Source organism: Actinomadura miaoliensis, assembly GCF_039536785.1.
Lineage (GTDB): Bacteria > Actinomycetota > Actinomycetes > Streptosporangiales > Streptosporangiaceae > Spirillospora > Spirillospora miaoliensis.
Map to the genome: position 1 here is coordinate 1 of NZ_BAAAZG010000055.1, position 15,287 is coordinate 15,287.

Annotated in this window: 12 protein-coding genes; 2 read left to right on the plus strand and 10 right to left on the minus strand. The window is 72.3% G+C overall.

Annotated elements, in window-relative coordinates:
- On the plus strand, positions 1-1,331 hold a 1,331-nt coding region (locus ABD811_RS34350; protein ID WP_344956101.1), incomplete at its 5' end, for a glycoside hydrolase family 10 protein.
- A 139-nt stretch (positions 1,332-1,470) separates the two neighbouring features.
- On the opposite strand, the gene ABD811_RS34355 is transcribed toward ABD811_RS34350, so the two are convergent.
- From ABD811_RS34355 to ABD811_RS34380, 6 genes are all read right to left on the minus strand, one after another.
- Positions 1,471-2,748 carry an ABC transporter ATP-binding protein gene (locus ABD811_RS34355; RefSeq protein WP_344956103.1) on the minus strand — a complete coding sequence of 426 codons (1,278 nt, stop codon included), beginning with the start codon at positions 2,746-2,748 and terminating at the stop codon, positions 1,471-1,473.
- A gap of 225 nt (positions 2,749-2,973) precedes the next feature.
- Positions 2,974-3,984: a LacI family DNA-binding transcriptional regulator gene (locus tag ABD811_RS34360; RefSeq protein ID WP_425549490.1), complete on the minus strand. Its 1,011-nt coding sequence runs from the start codon at positions 3,982-3,984 to the stop codon at positions 2,974-2,976.
- Positions 3,985-4,156: 172 nt separating this feature from the next.
- Positions 4,157-5,587, minus strand: coding sequence for a GH1 family beta-glucosidase (locus tag ABD811_RS34365; RefSeq protein ID WP_344956107.1), 1,431 nt, complete (start codon positions 5,585-5,587; stop codon positions 4,157-4,159).
- Positions 5,584-6,474 (minus strand): carbohydrate ABC transporter permease, encoded by an 891-nt coding sequence (locus ABD811_RS34370; protein WP_344956109.1) that lies wholly within the window; start codon positions 6,472-6,474, stop codon positions 5,584-5,586. Before ABD811_RS34370 ends, ABD811_RS34365 begins: the two co-directional genes overlap by 4 nt.
- Positions 6,471-7,460, minus strand: coding sequence for a carbohydrate ABC transporter permease (locus tag ABD811_RS34375; protein ID WP_344956111.1), 990 nt, complete (start codon positions 7,458-7,460; stop codon positions 6,471-6,473). Before ABD811_RS34375 ends, ABD811_RS34370 begins: the two co-directional genes overlap by 4 nt.
- Positions 7,461-7,698: 238 nt before the next feature.
- Positions 7,699-9,024 carry an ABC transporter substrate-binding protein gene (locus tag ABD811_RS34380; protein WP_344956113.1) on the minus strand — a complete coding sequence of 442 codons (1,326 nt, stop codon included), beginning with the start codon at positions 9,022-9,024 and terminating at the stop codon, positions 7,699-7,701.
- A 279-nt stretch (positions 9,025-9,303) separates the two neighbouring features.
- Between ABD811_RS34380 and ABD811_RS34385 the strand changes: the two genes are divergently transcribed.
- On the plus strand, positions 9,304-10,593 hold the full coding sequence (locus ABD811_RS34385; RefSeq protein WP_344956115.1) for a glycoside hydrolase family 6 protein: 1,290 nt from the start codon (positions 9,304-9,306) through the stop codon (positions 10,591-10,593).
- 73 nt (positions 10,594-10,666) lie between these two features.
- On the opposite strand, the gene ABD811_RS34390 is transcribed toward ABD811_RS34385, so the two are convergent.
- The 4 genes from ABD811_RS34390 to ABD811_RS34405 form a co-directional block, all read right to left on the minus strand.
- Complete coding sequence (locus ABD811_RS34390) at positions 10,667-11,719, minus strand: LacI family DNA-binding transcriptional regulator (protein WP_344956117.1); 1,053 nt, start codon at positions 11,717-11,719, stop codon at positions 10,667-10,669.
- Positions 11,720-11,728: 9 nt separating this feature from the next.
- Positions 11,729-13,393 (minus strand): glycoside hydrolase family 13 protein, encoded by a 1,665-nt coding sequence (locus ABD811_RS34395; protein ID WP_344956119.1) that lies wholly within the window; start codon positions 13,391-13,393, stop codon positions 11,729-11,731.
- Positions 13,394-13,463: 70 nt separating this feature from the next.
- Positions 13,464-14,294: a carbohydrate ABC transporter permease gene (locus tag ABD811_RS34400; protein ID WP_344956121.1), complete on the minus strand. Its 831-nt coding sequence runs from the start codon at positions 14,292-14,294 to the stop codon at positions 13,464-13,466.
- A complete protein-coding gene (locus tag ABD811_RS34405) occupies positions 14,291-15,271 on the minus strand; it encodes a carbohydrate ABC transporter permease (RefSeq protein WP_344956123.1) in 981 nt (326 codons plus the stop codon). The genes ABD811_RS34400 and ABD811_RS34405 overlap by 4 nt, the downstream gene beginning before the upstream one ends.
- Between the last annotated feature and the right edge of the window lie 16 nt (positions 15,272-15,287).

A 15,287-nucleotide genomic window follows, 5' to 3' on the forward strand; every position in this document is an offset into this window, starting at 1 on the left:
CCGCCACGAACGCCGCGGCGTCCGGCGGCGAGCCCACGCTCAGCGAGCTGGCCGCCGCCAAGAACCGCTACTTCGGGTCGGCCACCGACAATCCCGAGCTGAGCGACGCCCCGTACGTGTCCATCCTCAGCAGCGAGTTCAACTCCGTCACCCCCGGCAACTCGATGAAGTGGGACGCCACCGAACCACAGCGGGGGCAGTTCAACTTCAGCGGCGGAGACGCCATCGTGGACCTCGCCCAGCGCAACGGGCAGCAGGTGCGCGGGCACACGCTCGTCTGGCACAGCCAGCTGCCGGGCTGGGTGTCCAACGGCAACTTCTCCGCCGCCGAGCTGCGCTCGATCCTGCAGAACCACGTCACCACCGTCGCGTCCCACTACAAGGGCGAGGTCGTGCACTGGGACGTGGTGAACGAGGCGCTGAACGAGGACGGCACCTTCCGCGACAGCGTCTTCTACCGCACGCTGGGGGAGAGCTACATCGCCGACGCCTTCCGCGCCGCCCGCGCCGCCGACCCCGGCGCCAAGCTCTACATCAACGACTACAACATCGACGGATTCGGCGCCAAGAGCGACGGCATGTACCGGCTCGTCAAGTCGCTCAAGGAGCAGGGCGTGCCCATCGACGGCGTCGGCTTCCAGGGGCACCTGGCGCTGCAGTACGGCTTCCCGTCCCGCATGCAGGAGAACCTGCAGCGCTTCGCCGACCTCGGCCTGGACGTGGCCATCACCGAGCTGGACATCCGCATGCAGCTGCCCGCCGACAGCACCAAGCTCGCCACCCAGGCCACCTGGTACTCCGACGTGACCAAGGCGTGCCTGGCCGTGTCCCGCTGCGTCGGCGTCACCATCTGGGACTACACCGACAAGTACTCCTGGATCCCCGGCGTGTTCCCCGGAGAGGGCGCCGCGCTGCCCTGGGACGAGAACCTGCGGCCCAAGCCCGCCTACGACGCGCTGCGCGTGGCCCTGGGCGGCACGCCCGGCGGCGGCGACCCCGACCCGCCGACGGCCTCCTGCAAGGTCGCCTACGCGGTCACCGCCAAGTGGAACACCGGCTTCACCGCGGCCGTCACCATCACCAACACCGGCAACACCGCGATCAACGGCTGGACCCTGACGTTCGACCTGCCCGCCGGGCAGCGCGTGAGCCAGGGCTGGAGCGCCCAGTGGTCGCAGTCCGGGGCGACCGTCACCGCCAAGAACGCCTCCTGGAACGGCGCGCTCGCGCCCGGCGCAGCCACGTCCATCGGATTCAACGGCACCCACGGCGGTGAGGCGCCCTCGCCCACCGCGTTCACCCTCAACGGCAGTTCCTGCACGACCGCCTAGAAGAACCGGCGGCCCCCGAACCGGGCGCCGCGGCCCGTTCGCGACGGTGACCCCTCTCCGCAGCGGCCCGCGGCGCCCTTCCACGTCCGCGCACCCTCGCCCCCGGATCCGTGCCGCCTCCGGGCGGCCCCGCCCGGCCTCAGCGCTGGACGGGATCGATGCGGTGACCGTCCTGGCCGAAGAACAGCGCCCGCGACACGTCGAGCGCCAGCCGCACCGGCGCGCCGATTTTCTGCCCGTGCCCGGACCTCAGCCGCACCACCAGGTCCGACCGGCGGTGCGCGCCCACGTGGTCGGTCGCCGGCTCGGGCTCGGCGCGGCGCTGCCCCCGCCGCAGCATCGAACGGACCCGGTCCAGCACCGCCGACTCGGCGCGCGGCGCCGCGTCCTCCTCCCGCCGCTCCGCGCCGAGCACGTCGCGGTCGATCACCGGCACGTCCGTCTCCACGTGCGCCAGCCACTCGTGCCCGTGGTACTCCAGCGCGCGCAGCCGCCCCGACAGCTCGGCGCCCTCGTCCGGCTCGTCCACGGGGCGCAGCGCGTCGGCGCGCACCCCCACGATGACCGGCAGGCCGTGGTGGTGCGCCAGGTGCTCCACGCGCGGATCCGTCCAGGGCAGCCGCACCTCCTGGCCGCCCAGGTCGACGGTGACGCTGCCCTCGCCCAGTTGCGCGTAGACGGTTCCGGTGAGCAGGTTGATCTGCGGGGCGCCCAGGAACGCGGCGGTGAACGCGGTGGCCGGGTCCTCGTACACCTGGGTGGGGGTGCCGAGGTCCTCCAGGCGCCCGTCGCGCAGCACCGCGATCCGGTCGGCCAGCGTCAGCGCCTCCACCTGGTCGTGGGTGACGTACACGGTGGTCACGCCGAGGCCGCGCACCAGCGCGCCGATCTCCAGCCGCAGGTCGGTGCGCAGCGCCGCGTCCAGGTTGGACAGCGGCTCGTCCATCAGGAACACCGACGGCTCGCGGATGATCGCCCGGCCCATCGCCACCCGCTGCCGCTGCCCGCCCGACAGGCTGCCGGGCAGCCGGTCCAGCGCCTGGTCGATCTGCAGGGCGCGCGACAGCTCGACGACCTTGGCCCGGATCTCGGCCGGGTCCTCGCCCGCCAGCTCCAGCGGGAACGCCAGGTTGCCGTGGATGCTGCGGTGCGGGTAGAGCGCGCCGTTCTGGAACACCATCGCCACGTTGCGCTCGCGCGGCGGCAGGTCGGTGGCCGGCTGGTCGTCCAGCCACAGCTCGCCGCTGCTGGGCTCCTCGAGACCGGCGATGATGCGCAGGATCGTCGACTTGCCGCAGCCGGACGGACCGAGCAGCACCAGCAGCTCCCCGTCGCGGACATGCAGGCGCAGGTCGCGCACCGCGCGCACCCCGCCCGGATAGACCTTGCTCACCGATTCGAGGGAGACTGCGGCCATCGCTGCACCTAGGGTCGGGGGTCATGGGCGCGGCGCACCGCGCCCTCCTGGGGTGGGTCCGGCCGTGCCCCCTCACCGGCGGCGCCCTCGCGTGGCGCATGCGATACGGCGCCCGCCGCACGGACCGAGGTCAACCGCAAGTACACCGTGACGCACGCCACTTTGTCCAGTACGACTCGCGGGTTCACGCAGGTGGCCGCGCGCCCCTGCGGGCGCGCGGCACACTCAGGCCGACTCGCGCAGCACCAGGTGGGTCTGCAGGATCACCACCGGCTCGGCCACGGTCTCGCCCCGGATGCGCGACACCAGCAGCCGCGCCATGCTGCGGCCCATCTCCTCGACCGACTGGTGGACGGTGGTCAGCGGGGGATCGGCCACCGGGGCGCTGGCCGAGTCCTCGAAGCCGATCACCGCCACGTCCTCGGGGATGCGGCGCCCGCGCTTCTTCAGCACCCGCATGGCGCCCAGCGCCATCGGGTCGTCGGCGGCGAACAGCGCGTCCAGGTCCGGGGCGATCTCCAGCAGCTCCTCGGCGGCGGCGACCCCGCTGGCCTCACTGAAGTCGCCGTACACCACCAGCTCGGGCAGGCCCGCCTCGGCCAGCGCCTCCCGGTACCCGGCCAGCCGGTCGATGCCCACGCCCATGTCCTGCGGGCCGGCGACGGTGGCGATGCGCCGCCGTCCCTGGTCCAGCAGGTACTGCACGGCGCGGCGGGCGCCGTCGCGGTTGTCGACGTCGACGTAGCTGACCGGGGACAGGCCCGGGGGGCGCCCGCCCAGCACGGTCGGCACCCCGTTGGCCTCCAGCTTGGCCGGCAGCGGGTCGTCGGCGTGCAGCGAGGTCAGCAGCACCCCGTCGACGTGCTGCCCGGTCAGGTACTGCTCCAGCCGGGCGTACTCGTCGGGGGACTGCGCCAGCGCCAGCAGCAACTGCAGCCCGACGGCGTTCAGCTCCGAGCTGATGCCGCGGGTGATCCCGGCGAAGAACGGCTCGTCGAACACCCGCAGCTCGGACTCGGCCACCACCAGCGCCACCGTGTCGGTCCGCCGCGTCACCAGGGTGCGGGCGGCCCGGTTCGGCACGTACCCCAGCTCGTCGATCGCGCGCAGCACCGCCTCGCGGGCCCGGCGGCTCACCCGCGGCGAGCCGTTGATGACCCGTGACACGGTGCCCCGCCCGACCCCGGCCCGCGCGGCGACCTCCTCCAGCGTGGGCCGGTCCGACGGGCGTCTCATCGCCATGAGCGTCCCGTCGTCTCCGCGGCCTCGCCGAGCCTCTCGCCGAGCCTGCGTCCGAGTCCCCGTCCGGGCTCCCGTCCGGGCGCCCGGCCGAACCCGGTGTCCGATGCCCGTCCGGGCACCCTGGTCTCCCGCATCTGTTCCGGCCCCTTCGTCGCGTGCGACGCCGTCAGCGGTGGTCCGGCAGTCCGCCCTGCCGGATCACCCCCGAGTACCAGCGTGCGCTCTCCTTGGGCACCCTGCGCTGGGTGGCGTAGTCGACGTGCACCAGCCCGAAGCGCTTGGAGTACCCCCATGCCCATTCGAAATTATCCAGAAGCGACCAGGTGAAATAGCCCCGCAGGGGCACGCCGTCGGCGATGGCGTCGTGGCAGGCGCGCAGGTGCGCCTCCAGGTAGGCGATGCGGTCGGCGTCGTTGAGGGGCAGGTCGCCGTTGGGGGTCTCGTCGTAGCCCGCGCCGTTCTCGGTGACGTACAGCGCGACCTCCGGGTACTCGCGGTGCAGCCGCACCAGCAGCTCGTGCAGGCCGCCCTCGTCGATCTCCCAGCCCATGCCGGTGACCGGACGGCCGCCGTCGACGAACCGCACGAACTCGCTGCCCACCCAGGGGGAGTGGCTGGAGAACGGCGACGACACCGCCTGCGTGGCGTCGCCCGGCGTGCCCGCCACCGTGAACCGGGAGTAGTAGTTGACGCCGAGCTGGTCGAGCCGCTGGTTGATCACCGCCAGGTCGCCGTCCCGGACGCACGCCTCGAAGTCGTGCCCCTCCAGGTCGGCCAGCACGTCGGCCGGGTAGGAGCCGCGCAGCAGCGGGTCCAGGAAGAAGCGGTTCTGCATCCCGTCGATGCGGCGCGCCGCGTCCTGGTCGGCCTCGGACTGGCTCGCCGGGGAGATGGCGTACAGGTTGACGGCGGCGCCGAACCGGTTCTGCGGGCGGCGCGCGCGCATCGCCTCGACCGCCAGCCCGTGCCCGAGCATCAGGTGGTGCGCGGCGCGCAGCGCGGCGGCCGGCTCCCTTCGACCGGGCGCATGCTCTCCCGAGGCGTACCCCAGGAACGCCGCGCACCACGGCTCGTTGATCGTCATCCACTGCGACACCCGGTCGCCGAGCGCCGCGTGCACCTCCCCGGCGTAGTCGGCGAACCGGTGCGCGGTGTCGCGCTCGGGCCAGCCGCCTGCGTCCTCCAGCGGCTGCGGCAGGTCCCAGTGGTAGAGGGTCGGCCACGGCTCGACGCCCGCCTCCAGCAGGGCGTCCACCAGGCGCCGGTAGAAGTCCAGGCCCGCGGGGTTGAGCGGCCCGGCGCCGGACGGCTGCACGCGCGGCCAGGACACCGAGAACCGGTAGGCGGTCAGGCCCAGGTCGGCCATGAGCGCCACGTCCTCGCGGAACCGGTGGTAGTGGTCGACGGCCACGTCGCCGGTGTCGCCGCCGAGCACCTTGCCGGGCGTGCGGCAGAAGGTGTCCCAGATGGACGGCCCGCGGCCGTCCTCGGCGGCGGCGCCCTCGATCTGGTACGCGGCGGTGGCGGCGCCCCAGCGGAACCCCGCGGGGAACGCGACGACGGGTGCGGGCTCGGAGCTGTGCTGTACGGAGGTCACGCCTTGATCGCACCTTCCATGATTCCGCCGATGATCTGGCGGCCGAACAGGATGAAGACGATGAGAAGCGGAAGGATGGCCAGCGTCGTCCCGGCGAACATGAGCGTGTAGTCCTTGAAGTAGGCGTTCGCCAGGTTGTTGATGGACAGCTGGACGGTCGGGTTCTCGGGGTTGAGCACCGCCAGCGGCCACATGAACTCGTTCCAGGTCTGCATGAACGTGAACAGGCCCAGCACGCCCGCCGCGGGCCGCAGCGCGGGCAGCACGACGCGCCAGTAGAGGCCGAAGGTGGTGCACCCGTCGACCCGGGCGGCCTCGATCAGCTCGTCGGGCACGGCCTGGTCGGCGTACTGGCGCATCATGAACACGCCGAACCCGGTGACCAGGAACGGCACGATGACCGCCTGCAGCCGGTTCTGCCAGCCCAGCTCCACCATGATCATGTAGAGCGGGATGATGCCCATCTGCACCGGGATCATCATGGTCGCGATGATCACCAGCAGCAGCGCGTTCTTGCCGCGGAAGCGCAGCTTGGCGAAGGCGAACCCGGCCAGCGAGGCGAAGAACACCGTGGAGATCGTGACCACCGACGACACGATCGCCGAGTTGACCAGGCCCTTGGCGAAGTAGGCGTCGGGGTTGTCGAACAGGCGGCCCACGTTGTCGCCGAAGTTGCCGCCCGGCGTCATCGGCGGCGGCACGGCGCCGACCACCTCGTTGCCACGGGTCGCGACGATGATCATCCAGTAGATCGGGAAGATCGACAGCGCCAGCGCGGCGACCAGCGTGATGTAGGTCAGCGGGCTGGCGTCCCACAGCCCCCGCATCCGCCCGGGGCGGCGCCTCCGGCCGCCGGGGCGGCGCGGTCGGGACAGGACGGCGGTCATCGCGAGCCTCCCGCGCGCCGGACGAACAGGAAGTTGAACAGCGAGAAGACGATGATCATCAGGAAGAGCATCCAGGCGATCGCCGCGCCGTAGCCGTAGGCGTCGCTACGGAACGCGTTGTCGAACATGTACATGGCGACGGTCTGGTACTGGTGCACCGGACCGCCGTCCATCCGGCCGCTGCCGAACAGCACCGGCTCGGTGAACAGCTGCAGGCCGCCGATCGTGGAGATGATGACGGTGAAGATGATCGTGGGCCGCAGCATCGGCACGGTGATCTGCCAGAACTGGCGCAGCCGGGAGGCGCCGTCGATGGCCGCCGCCTCGTACAGGTCCTTGGGGATGGCCTGCATGGCGGCCAGGTAGATCAGCGCGTTGTAGCCCGTCCACCGCCAGTCGACCATCGCCGAGATCGCCACCCAGGACCAGCCGCGGGACGCCTGCCAGTCGATCGGGTCGACGCCGACCTGCCCGAGCACCCAGTTGACCATCCCGTAGTCGCGGGCGAACAGCTGGGCGAACACGATCGCCACCGCCGCGGTCGAGGTCACCATCGGGGCGACCATGCCGATGCGGTAGAAGGTGCTGGCGCGCAGCCGCCGGTTCAGCAGGTTGGCCACCCACAGCGCCAGCAGCAGCTGCGGCACGGTGGACAGGGCGAAGATCCCGAGCGTGTTGACGACCGAGTGCCAGAACGCCTCGTCGGCGAGCAGGTCGCCGTAGTTCCGCAGCCCGACGAACTCCCGCACGCCCGAGGCCAGCTCCCAGTCGTGCAGGGACACCCAGACGGTGAAGACCAGCGGGAACGCCCCGAAGATCAGGAAGACGACGTAGAACGGCGAGATGAACAGGTAGGGCGAGGCCCGCATGTCGAGCCGCGCGAGACGGGTCCGCCAGCCGCGGCGGGGCGCGCCGGGCGGGGCGGACCGCTGCGCGCGGCCCGCCCGGTTGCGCCCGGAGCTCGCCGGGCGCACGTCGACGCTCATGAAATGTCCTTTCTGGGCGTCGGAAGAGTTCGGATGGTGCGGCGCGCCTTCGACGCGTCGGTGTGGCGCCCGCCTCCCCGCGGGGGCGGACGCCGGGCGGGGCCGGGGGAGGCGGCGGCGGTGCCTGGGGCGGTTGTCAGCGGCACCGCCGCCGCGGTCCCCGGGGCCGGCGCGCTCCCGGGAGGCCGGGCGTGGTCCGGGGTCTCCGGGCCGGCACGGCCTCCGGGAGGCGCGGGCGTTACCGGGCCGCCTTGGTGGCGGCGTCGACGGCGCGGGTCCAGGCGTCGGACGCCTTGATCTGGCCCTGGCCGACGCCGAGGAACACGTCCTCGACGTCCTCACGCACGTCCTCGTTCTTCGGGCCGAGGTGCAGCGGCTTGACCGCGCCCGACATCTCGCTGAAGATCTTGCCGATCGGCGCGTCCCCGAAGTAGGGGTTGGTCTTGCCGGTCACGGCCGGGTCCTGCTGGGCCTGCGGCGAGGACGGGAAGGTGTTCTTGTCCTTGAACGCGGCGAGCTGGCCCTGCGGGCTGGTCAGGAACTTGGCCAGCTCGGCGGCCTCCTTCTGGTGCTTGGACTGCTTGGGCACCGCCAGCCAGGAGCCGCCCCACACGCCGGCGCCGCCGGGCACCTTGGCCACGTCCCACTTGCCCTTGCCGAAGTCGCCGGAGAACTCCTCGATGCCGCCGAGCATCCAGGCGGGACAGGGCAGCGTGGCGAAGGTGTCGCGCTTGAGGGCGGTCTGCCACTCGGGCGTGAAGATCCGCATGTTGGCGGTCAGGTTCTCGGTCTGGAAGCGCATCGTGGTGTCGAACGCCGTCCTGACCGCCGCGTTGCTGTCGAACACCAGCTTGTCGCTGTTGTCGAAGTAGGTGTAGCCGACGGTCTTGCCGCCCTCCTGGGACACGGTGGTGCGCCAGATCGCGGTCGGGCCGTCCAGCCACTTGGTCTTGGGCATCTTCGACTGGAACTTCTTGCCCGCCTCCAGGAAGCCGTTCCAGTCCGGCCACAGGTTGGACACCTCGTCGCGGTCCGTGGGCAGCCCGGCCTGCTTGAACAGATCCTTGCGGTAGCACATGCCCATGGGGCCGATGTCGGTGCCGAGGCCGACCAGCTGCTTGCCGTCGGCGGTGATGCCCATCTTCCACTTCCAGGCCAGGAAGTTCTTCTCCAGCGACGCGCCGCCGTGGTCGAACAGGTTGACGAAGCGGTTGGCCTGCTGCATGTAGGTGGGGAGGATGCCCTCCTCCAGCGCGACCACGTCGCCCGCGCCGCTGCCGGTGGCCATCCACTGCTGCAGGCGCGGCTTGTACTGGTCGAGCTCGGCGACCTTGCGCTGCCGGATCTTGACGTTGGGGTGGGACGCCTCGTACTGCTTGTACAGCCCCTCGTAGCCGAACTCGCCGAAGACGTCGACGGTGAGCTCGACCGTGCCGCCGGACGAGCCGTTGTCGTCGTCCCCGCCTCCGCAGGCGGAGGTGGCGGCGAGGATCCCGGCGAGCACGGCGGCCAGGCCCGTTCTCAGTCCCCTGCCGCCGGGTACGCGGCGCGTGGTGGCCCTCATGGGGGACCCCTCTCGTTCGTGTCGGGTGTGGGAGCGCTCCCACGAAGGAAAGACTGTGCTTCACGTCACTGTCAATGGTCCGCAACACAACCGTTACGTTGCGGCGAAGGTGCTGGTCCGCGACGTGTGGGAGCGCTCCCATCACTTTGCGTAAGTAACCCCTGGCAGGGGCCGCGCGGGCGTGCGCGCGCGGGTGGCCGGAGGTTGACAGGCGGCGCGCGGCCCGCGAACCTCATGCTATGGGAGCGCTCCCAAGCCGAGGAGACTTGAGGAGCACGCATGAGAGCACGCATCGGCCCCGTCGCGGTGGCGCTCGCCGCGGTCACGGGCACGGTGGTGACGGGCACGGCCGCGTCCGCGCAGGCCACGGGGTCGCCTGCGCGGGACGTCACGACGGCCGCGGTCGCCGCGCCCGCCGCCGGGACGCGCACCGCCGGCCATGCCGCCCGTCCCGGCAACCCGCTGGACGGCCCCGCCCGCTTCTACGTCGAGCCGGACACCAACGCCGGACGGCAGGCGAAGGTCTGGGCGCGCGAGGGCCGGACCCAGGACGCGGCGCACATGCGCGCGCTGTCGCGCGTCTCCCAGGCGGTGTGGTTCACCGACGGCACGCCGGACGAGGTGCGCAAGGCCGTCCGCGCCACGATGCGCGACGCCGCGCGGCAGAAGTCGGTGCCGGTGCTGGTCGCCTACTACGTGCCGGGCCGCGACTGCTCCCAGTACTCGGCGGGCGGGGCCCCGAGCGAGCAGGCGTACCGCGCGTGGATCAAGGCGTTCGCCGAGGGCGTCGGCGGCGGCGAGGCCGTGGTGATCGTCGAGCCGGACGGCCTGGCGCTGCTGTCCAGCGAGCCGTGGTGCAACGAGGGCGGCGGCGGGTCTACCGGACAGCCCGAGGACATGGCCCTGGTCGAGCAGCGGTTCCGCGAGATCGGCTTCGCGGTGGACACCCTCACCCGGCTGCCGCGCACCGGCGTCTACATCGACGCCGGGCACTCGGCCTGGCAGTCGATCAACGACTACGACGCCGGGTACGGGGAGCCGCGCGCCCAGCTCGGCATCGTCAGCCGCCTGCTGCGGGGCGGCGTCGCCAAGGCCGACGGGTTCTTCCTCAACGTCTCCAACTACCGCGCCGACGCCGAGCTGGTGTCCTACGGCACCGACGTGGCCAAGTGCATCCGGTTCCGGCAGCGCACGGGCGCGGCGTCCTGCACGCCGGACGACCTGGCCGCCGAGCCCGCCGACCCGCGCCGGCTCACCCACTTCGTGATCGACACCAGCCGCAACGGGCAGGGGCCGTGGATCGCCCCGCCCGGCAAGTACACCGACCCGCAGGAGTGGTGCAACCCGCCCGGCCGCGGCCTGGGCGCGCGTCCCTCGACCCGCACCGGCAACGAGCTGGTCGACGCCTTCCTGTGGGTGAAGCGGCCCGGCGAGTCCGACGGGCAGTGCACCCGCGGCACGCCCGGCCCCGCCGACCCCGAGTACGGATCGGTCGACCCGGCCGCCGGACAGTGGTGGCCGGAGTACGCCCTCGGGTTGGCTCAGCGGGCGGCACCTCCCCTGCGCTGAGCCCGGCCTCCCCGGGGGATGGGGGAGGGGCGCGGGGCATGGGCCGCGCCCCTCCCCCCTCACGTTCCGGCGGTCAGTCGCGCGGCCCGGCGGAGGCGTCGGCCACCACCGGCAGGCGCGCCGGCGCGGGCGCGGTGGAACGGCGCACGACCAGCTCCGGCCGGTACAGCAGCTCGGTGCGCGGGACCCGGCTGCCGCCGATCTCCTCCAGCAGGGTGCTCACCACCGCCAGCCCCATCTCGCGGACGGGCTGGCGGATGGTGGTCAGCGGCGGGTCCAGGTACGGGGTGAGCGGCGAGTCGTCGAACCCCACCACCGACACGTCCTCGGGCACCCGCAGGCCCCGGCCGCGCGCCCCGCGGATCGCGCCGATCGCGATGATGTCGCTGCCGCAGCAGATGGCGGTGCAGCCGAGGTCCAGCAGGCGCTGCGCGGCGGCCTGCCCGCCCTCCACCGTGAACAGCGTGTTGACGATCAGGTCGCCCACGTCGGTGACGCCCAGGTGCTCGGCCATGCCGCGGCGGAACCCCTCGGTCTTGCGGATCGAGGGGACGAACCGGTCCTGCCCGACCGCCAGGCCGATGCGCCGGTGCCCGAGCGAGGCCAGGTGCGCCACCGCCATCTCCAGCGACGCCACGTCGTCGTTGGAGATGAACGGCGCCTCGACGTCCTCGCGGTACCCGTTGACCAGCACGATCGGCAGGCCGCGCTCGATCAGCCGCAGGTAGCGGGTGCGGTCGGAGCGCGAGTCGGCGTGCTCGCCGTTGACGAAGATGATCCCCGACACGCCGCGTTCCAGCAGCAGTTCGGTGTAGTCGTCCTCGCGGATGCCGCCCGGGGTCATCGCGCACAGCACCGCCGTGTACCCCGACAGCGCCAGGGCGTTCTCGATGACCTGGGCGAACGCCGGGAAGATGGGGTTGGTCAGCTCCGGCACGATCAACCCGATCAGGCCGGTGCGCTGCTGGCGCAGCCGCGGCGGCCGCTCGTAGCCGAGCACGTCCAGCGCGGTGAGCACCGCCTGCCGGGTGGCCGGGGCCACGCCCGCCCGGCCGTTGAGCACGCGGCTCACGGTCGCCTCGCTCACGCCCGCGTGGGCGGCGATGTCGGCCAGGCGCATCGTCATGGCCACAACTTACCTGCCCCGGGCGCCGTTGCCCCCTGTCGCCGGGGTGACCTCGCACCACACGGCGGTGTCCGGCGGCAGGACGACGCAGTCGCCGTCCGGGCGGATCGGCCCGCTGGCCAGCAGCACCCGCCCGTACGCGGGGATCCGCACGGTGCGGCTCCCCATGTTCACCGCGCAGGTCAGGCGGGGCGCGTCCGGGTCGGCGGGGTCGCGGGAGAACACCAGCGCGCCGGGCTGACCGACCAGCCAGCGCAGCTCCCCGTCGCCGAGCGCCGGGTGCTCGCGGCGGATCCGCAGGGCCGTGCGGTACAGCGCCAGCATCGAGTCGGGGTCGGCGGACTGCCGCTCGACGGTCAGGTCCTTCCACGCGGGCGGGATGGGCAGCCAGCTGCCGCCCGCGCCGAACCCGAACGGCGGCTCGTCGCCGGACCACGGCAGCGGCACCCGGCAGCCGTCGCGCCCCGACTCGGGGTCGCGGGCGCGCTGCGGGTCCTGCAGGTACTGCTCGGGCAGGTCGAGCACCTCGTTCAGGCCCAGCTCCTCGCCCTGGTAGATGTAGGCCGAGCCGGGCAGCGCCAGCATCAGCAGCGCCGCCGCGCGCGCCCGGCGCAGCCCGACCTCGCCGTCGCCGTAGCGGGTGACGTGCCGCTTGACGTCGTGGTTGGACAGCACCCACGTGGCCGGGGCGCCGACCATGCCGTTGGTGCGCAGCGACTCATCGATGATCTCGCGCTTGACGCCGGCGTCCCAGTCGGCCGTCAGGTAGTGGAAGTTGAACGCCTGGTGCAGCTCGTCGGGCCGCACGTACATGGCCAGCCGCTCCTGCGTCGGCGCCCACGCCTCGGCGACCGCGATGCGCTCGCCGTCGTAGGAGTCCAGCAGGCGCCGCCAGGAGCGGTGGATCTCGTGCACGCCGTCCTGGTCGAAGTACGGCAGCACCTGCCGGCCGAGCATGGTCACCTGACCGGTGTGGCCCACGTCGGGCAGGCCGGGCGCCTTGACCATGCCGTGCGCCACGTCCACGCGGAACCCGTCCACGCCGATGTCCAGCCAGAACCGCAGCACGTCCGCGAAGTCGGCGCGGACCTCGGGGTTCTCCCAGTTCAGGTCGGGCTGCTCGGGCGCGAACAGGTGCAGGTACCACTGGCCGTCCGGGACGCGCGTCCAGGCCGGGCCGCCGAACACCGACTCCCAGTCGTTGGGCGGCAGGGCGCCGTCGTCGCCGCGCCCGTCGCGGAAGATGTACCGGGCGCGGGCGGCGCTGCCCGCCGGGGCCTCCAGGGCCTCCTGGAACCACACGTGCCGGTCGGAGGTGTGGTTCGGCACCACGTCCACGATGACCCGCAGCCCCAGCTCGTGGGCCTCGCCGACCAGCGCCCGCGCGTCGTCGAGGGTGCCGAAGATCGGGTCGACGTCGCGGTGGTCGGCCACGTCGTAGCCGAAGTCGGCCATCGGGGAGGTGTAGAACGGGGTGATCCACAGCGCGTCCACGCCGAGCCCGGCCAGGTAGGGCAGCCGGGCGCGGATTCCGGGCAGGTCCCCGATGCCGTCCCCGTCGCCGTCGGCGAAGCTGCGGACGTACACCTGGTAGATGACCGCGTCGCGCCACCAGGCGGTGGCGGAGCCCGCGGGACGGGCGGCGGGCGCGGCTTCGACGATGTGCTGCGTCATCAACATCCTTATCGGTGTGCGTGCGTTGTCGGTGCTGGTTCGGGCGCGGGGGAGGTCTCGCGCGCGGCCCTCACTTGATGCCGCCGGCGGTGAGCCCGGCGACGATCCGCCGCTGGAAGACCAGCACCACGACCACCAGCGGCACGGTCACGACCACCCCGGCCGCCATCTGCGTGCCGAACGGCTGGTCGAACCCGGACACGCCGGTGAACTTGGAGATCGCCACCGTGGCGGTCTGCATCCGCTTCTCGTTCACCACCGACAGCGCGATGATGAACTCGTTCCACGCCGCGATGAAGGTGACGATCGCGGTGGTGAACACCCCCGGCGCGGCCAGCGGCACGATGACCCGGCGGAACGCCTGCCCCCGGGTGCAGCCGTCCACCATGGCGGCCTGCTCCAGCTCGAACGGCAGCTGCCGGAAGAACGCGGTCAGCAGCCACACCGTCAACGGCAGCGCGAACCCGAGGCTCGGCACGACCATCGCCTGGTAGGTGTTGATCCATCCGATGTCGGTGAACAGTTTCAGCAGCGGGACGAGCTGGGAGATGCCCGGGAACATGGTGGTGGCCACGATCAGGCCCAGCACCGCGTTCTTGAACGGGAACGTGAGCCGGGCCAGAGCATATGCGGTGAACACGCCGACCACCAGCGTGAGCACGGTGGTGATCCCGGCCACGACCAGGCTGTTGACCAGCGCACGGCCGAATCCGTTGCCTCCGGAGAACACCGCTGTGAAATTCTCCACAGACCAGCGGGTGGGGACGATCGCGTTGTCGAACTGGTCCTGCGGCCGCCGGAACGCCGAGATCACCATCCAGTAGAACGGCGCCAGGCAGAACGCCACCACCGCCGCGACGCCCGCGTACGGCGCCAGCCCGCGCACCCTCGCCGCGATCATGCCTTCCCCTTCCCGCGGCCCTGGCGGGCCTCGCCGATGATGTCGGCGCCCAGCAGCTTGACGAACAGGTACGCGATCAGCGCGATGTAGGCGAACAGGATGGTGGCGTACGCGGCGGCCGACCCGTAGCGCAGGTTGCTCGCCTCGAACCACGACAGCATCGTCAGCGTCTCCACCGACCGCTTGTTGACCCCGATCAGCACGGCGGGCAGGTCGAACATCCGCAGCACGTCCAGCATCCGGAACAGCACCGCCACCAGCAGCGCCGGCCGCACCAGCGGCAGCGTGATCCGCCAGAACTGCTGGAGGGCGCCCGCGCCGTCCACCCGGGCCGCCTCGTACACGTCACGGGGGATCAGCTGCAGCCCGGCCAGCACCAGCAGCCCGATGAACGGGGAGGTCTTCCACACCTCGGCGATGACGACGGCCAGCCGGGACGGCCACCCGTCCGCGGTCCACAGCACCTGGCGGCCGAGGACCGCGTTGAACGCCCCGTCCGCCTGGAAGATCCACCGCCACAGCAGGCCGGAGATCGCCGTGGGGATCGCCCAGGGCACCAGCACGCTGGCGCGCACGAGGCCGCGCCCCCGGAACGCCCAGTGCATGATCAGCGCCATGCACACGCCGAGCAGCGTCTCCAGCGTCACGGTGGTGACGGTGAAGAACGTGGTGTTGCCGAAGGCGTTCCAGAACACCTCGGCGCGGTACCCGGAGAAGATCGCGGTGTAGTTGTCCAGGCCGACGAACCGGTCGCCCTCCACGACGAACCCGTCGGCGTCCAGGCCCTGCCCGCGGGCGAACAGCGACTCGCGGAAGCCGGCGAGCACGGGGTAGCCGACGACGAGCGCCAGCACCAGCAGCGTCGGCGACAGCAGCAGCGCGGCCAGGCGCCGCGACCCGTCGCGGCCGCCCCGGCGGCGGCGCTCGCGGCGGGCGGCGGGCGGCGCGGCCCTGGTCTGGTCGAGTGCGGTGGCCATGTGGGTCTCTTCCTGT

Coding starts and splice junctions, on each gene's coding strand:
- ABD811_RS34390 (WP_344956117.1), bottom strand. CDS start 11,719: ATGACGATGCGCCTGGCCGACATCGCCGCCCACGCGGGCGTGAGCGAG.
- ABD811_RS34370 (WP_344956109.1), bottom strand. CDS start 6,474: ATGACCGCCGTCCTGTCCCGACCGCGCCGCCCCGGCGGCCGGAGGCGC.
- ABD811_RS34400 (WP_344956121.1), bottom strand. CDS start 14,294: ATGATCGCGGCGAGGGTGCGCGGGCTGGCGCCGTACGCGGGCGTCGCG.
- ABD811_RS34385 (WP_344956115.1), top strand. CDS start 9,304: ATGAGAGCACGCATCGGCCCCGTCGCGGTGGCGCTCGCCGCGGTCACG.
- ABD811_RS34360 (WP_425549490.1), bottom strand. CDS start 3,984: ATGAGACGCCCGTCGGACCGGCCCACGCTGGAGGAGGTCGCCGCGCGG.
- ABD811_RS34405 (WP_344956123.1), bottom strand. CDS start 15,271: ATGGCCACCGCACTCGACCAGACCAGGGCCGCGCCGCCCGCCGCCCGC.
- ABD811_RS34375 (WP_344956111.1), bottom strand. CDS start 7,460: ATGAGCGTCGACGTGCGCCCGGCGAGCTCCGGGCGCAACCGGGCGGGC.
- ABD811_RS34380 (WP_344956113.1), bottom strand. CDS start 9,024: ATGAGGGCCACCACGCGCCGCGTACCCGGCGGCAGGGGACTGAGAACG.
- ABD811_RS34355 (WP_344956103.1), bottom strand. CDS start 2,748: ATGGCCGCAGTCTCCCTCGAATCGGTGAGCAAGGTCTATCCGGGCGGG.
- ABD811_RS34395 (WP_344956119.1), bottom strand. CDS start 13,393: ATGACGCAGCACATCGTCGAAGCCGCGCCCGCCGCCCGTCCCGCGGGC.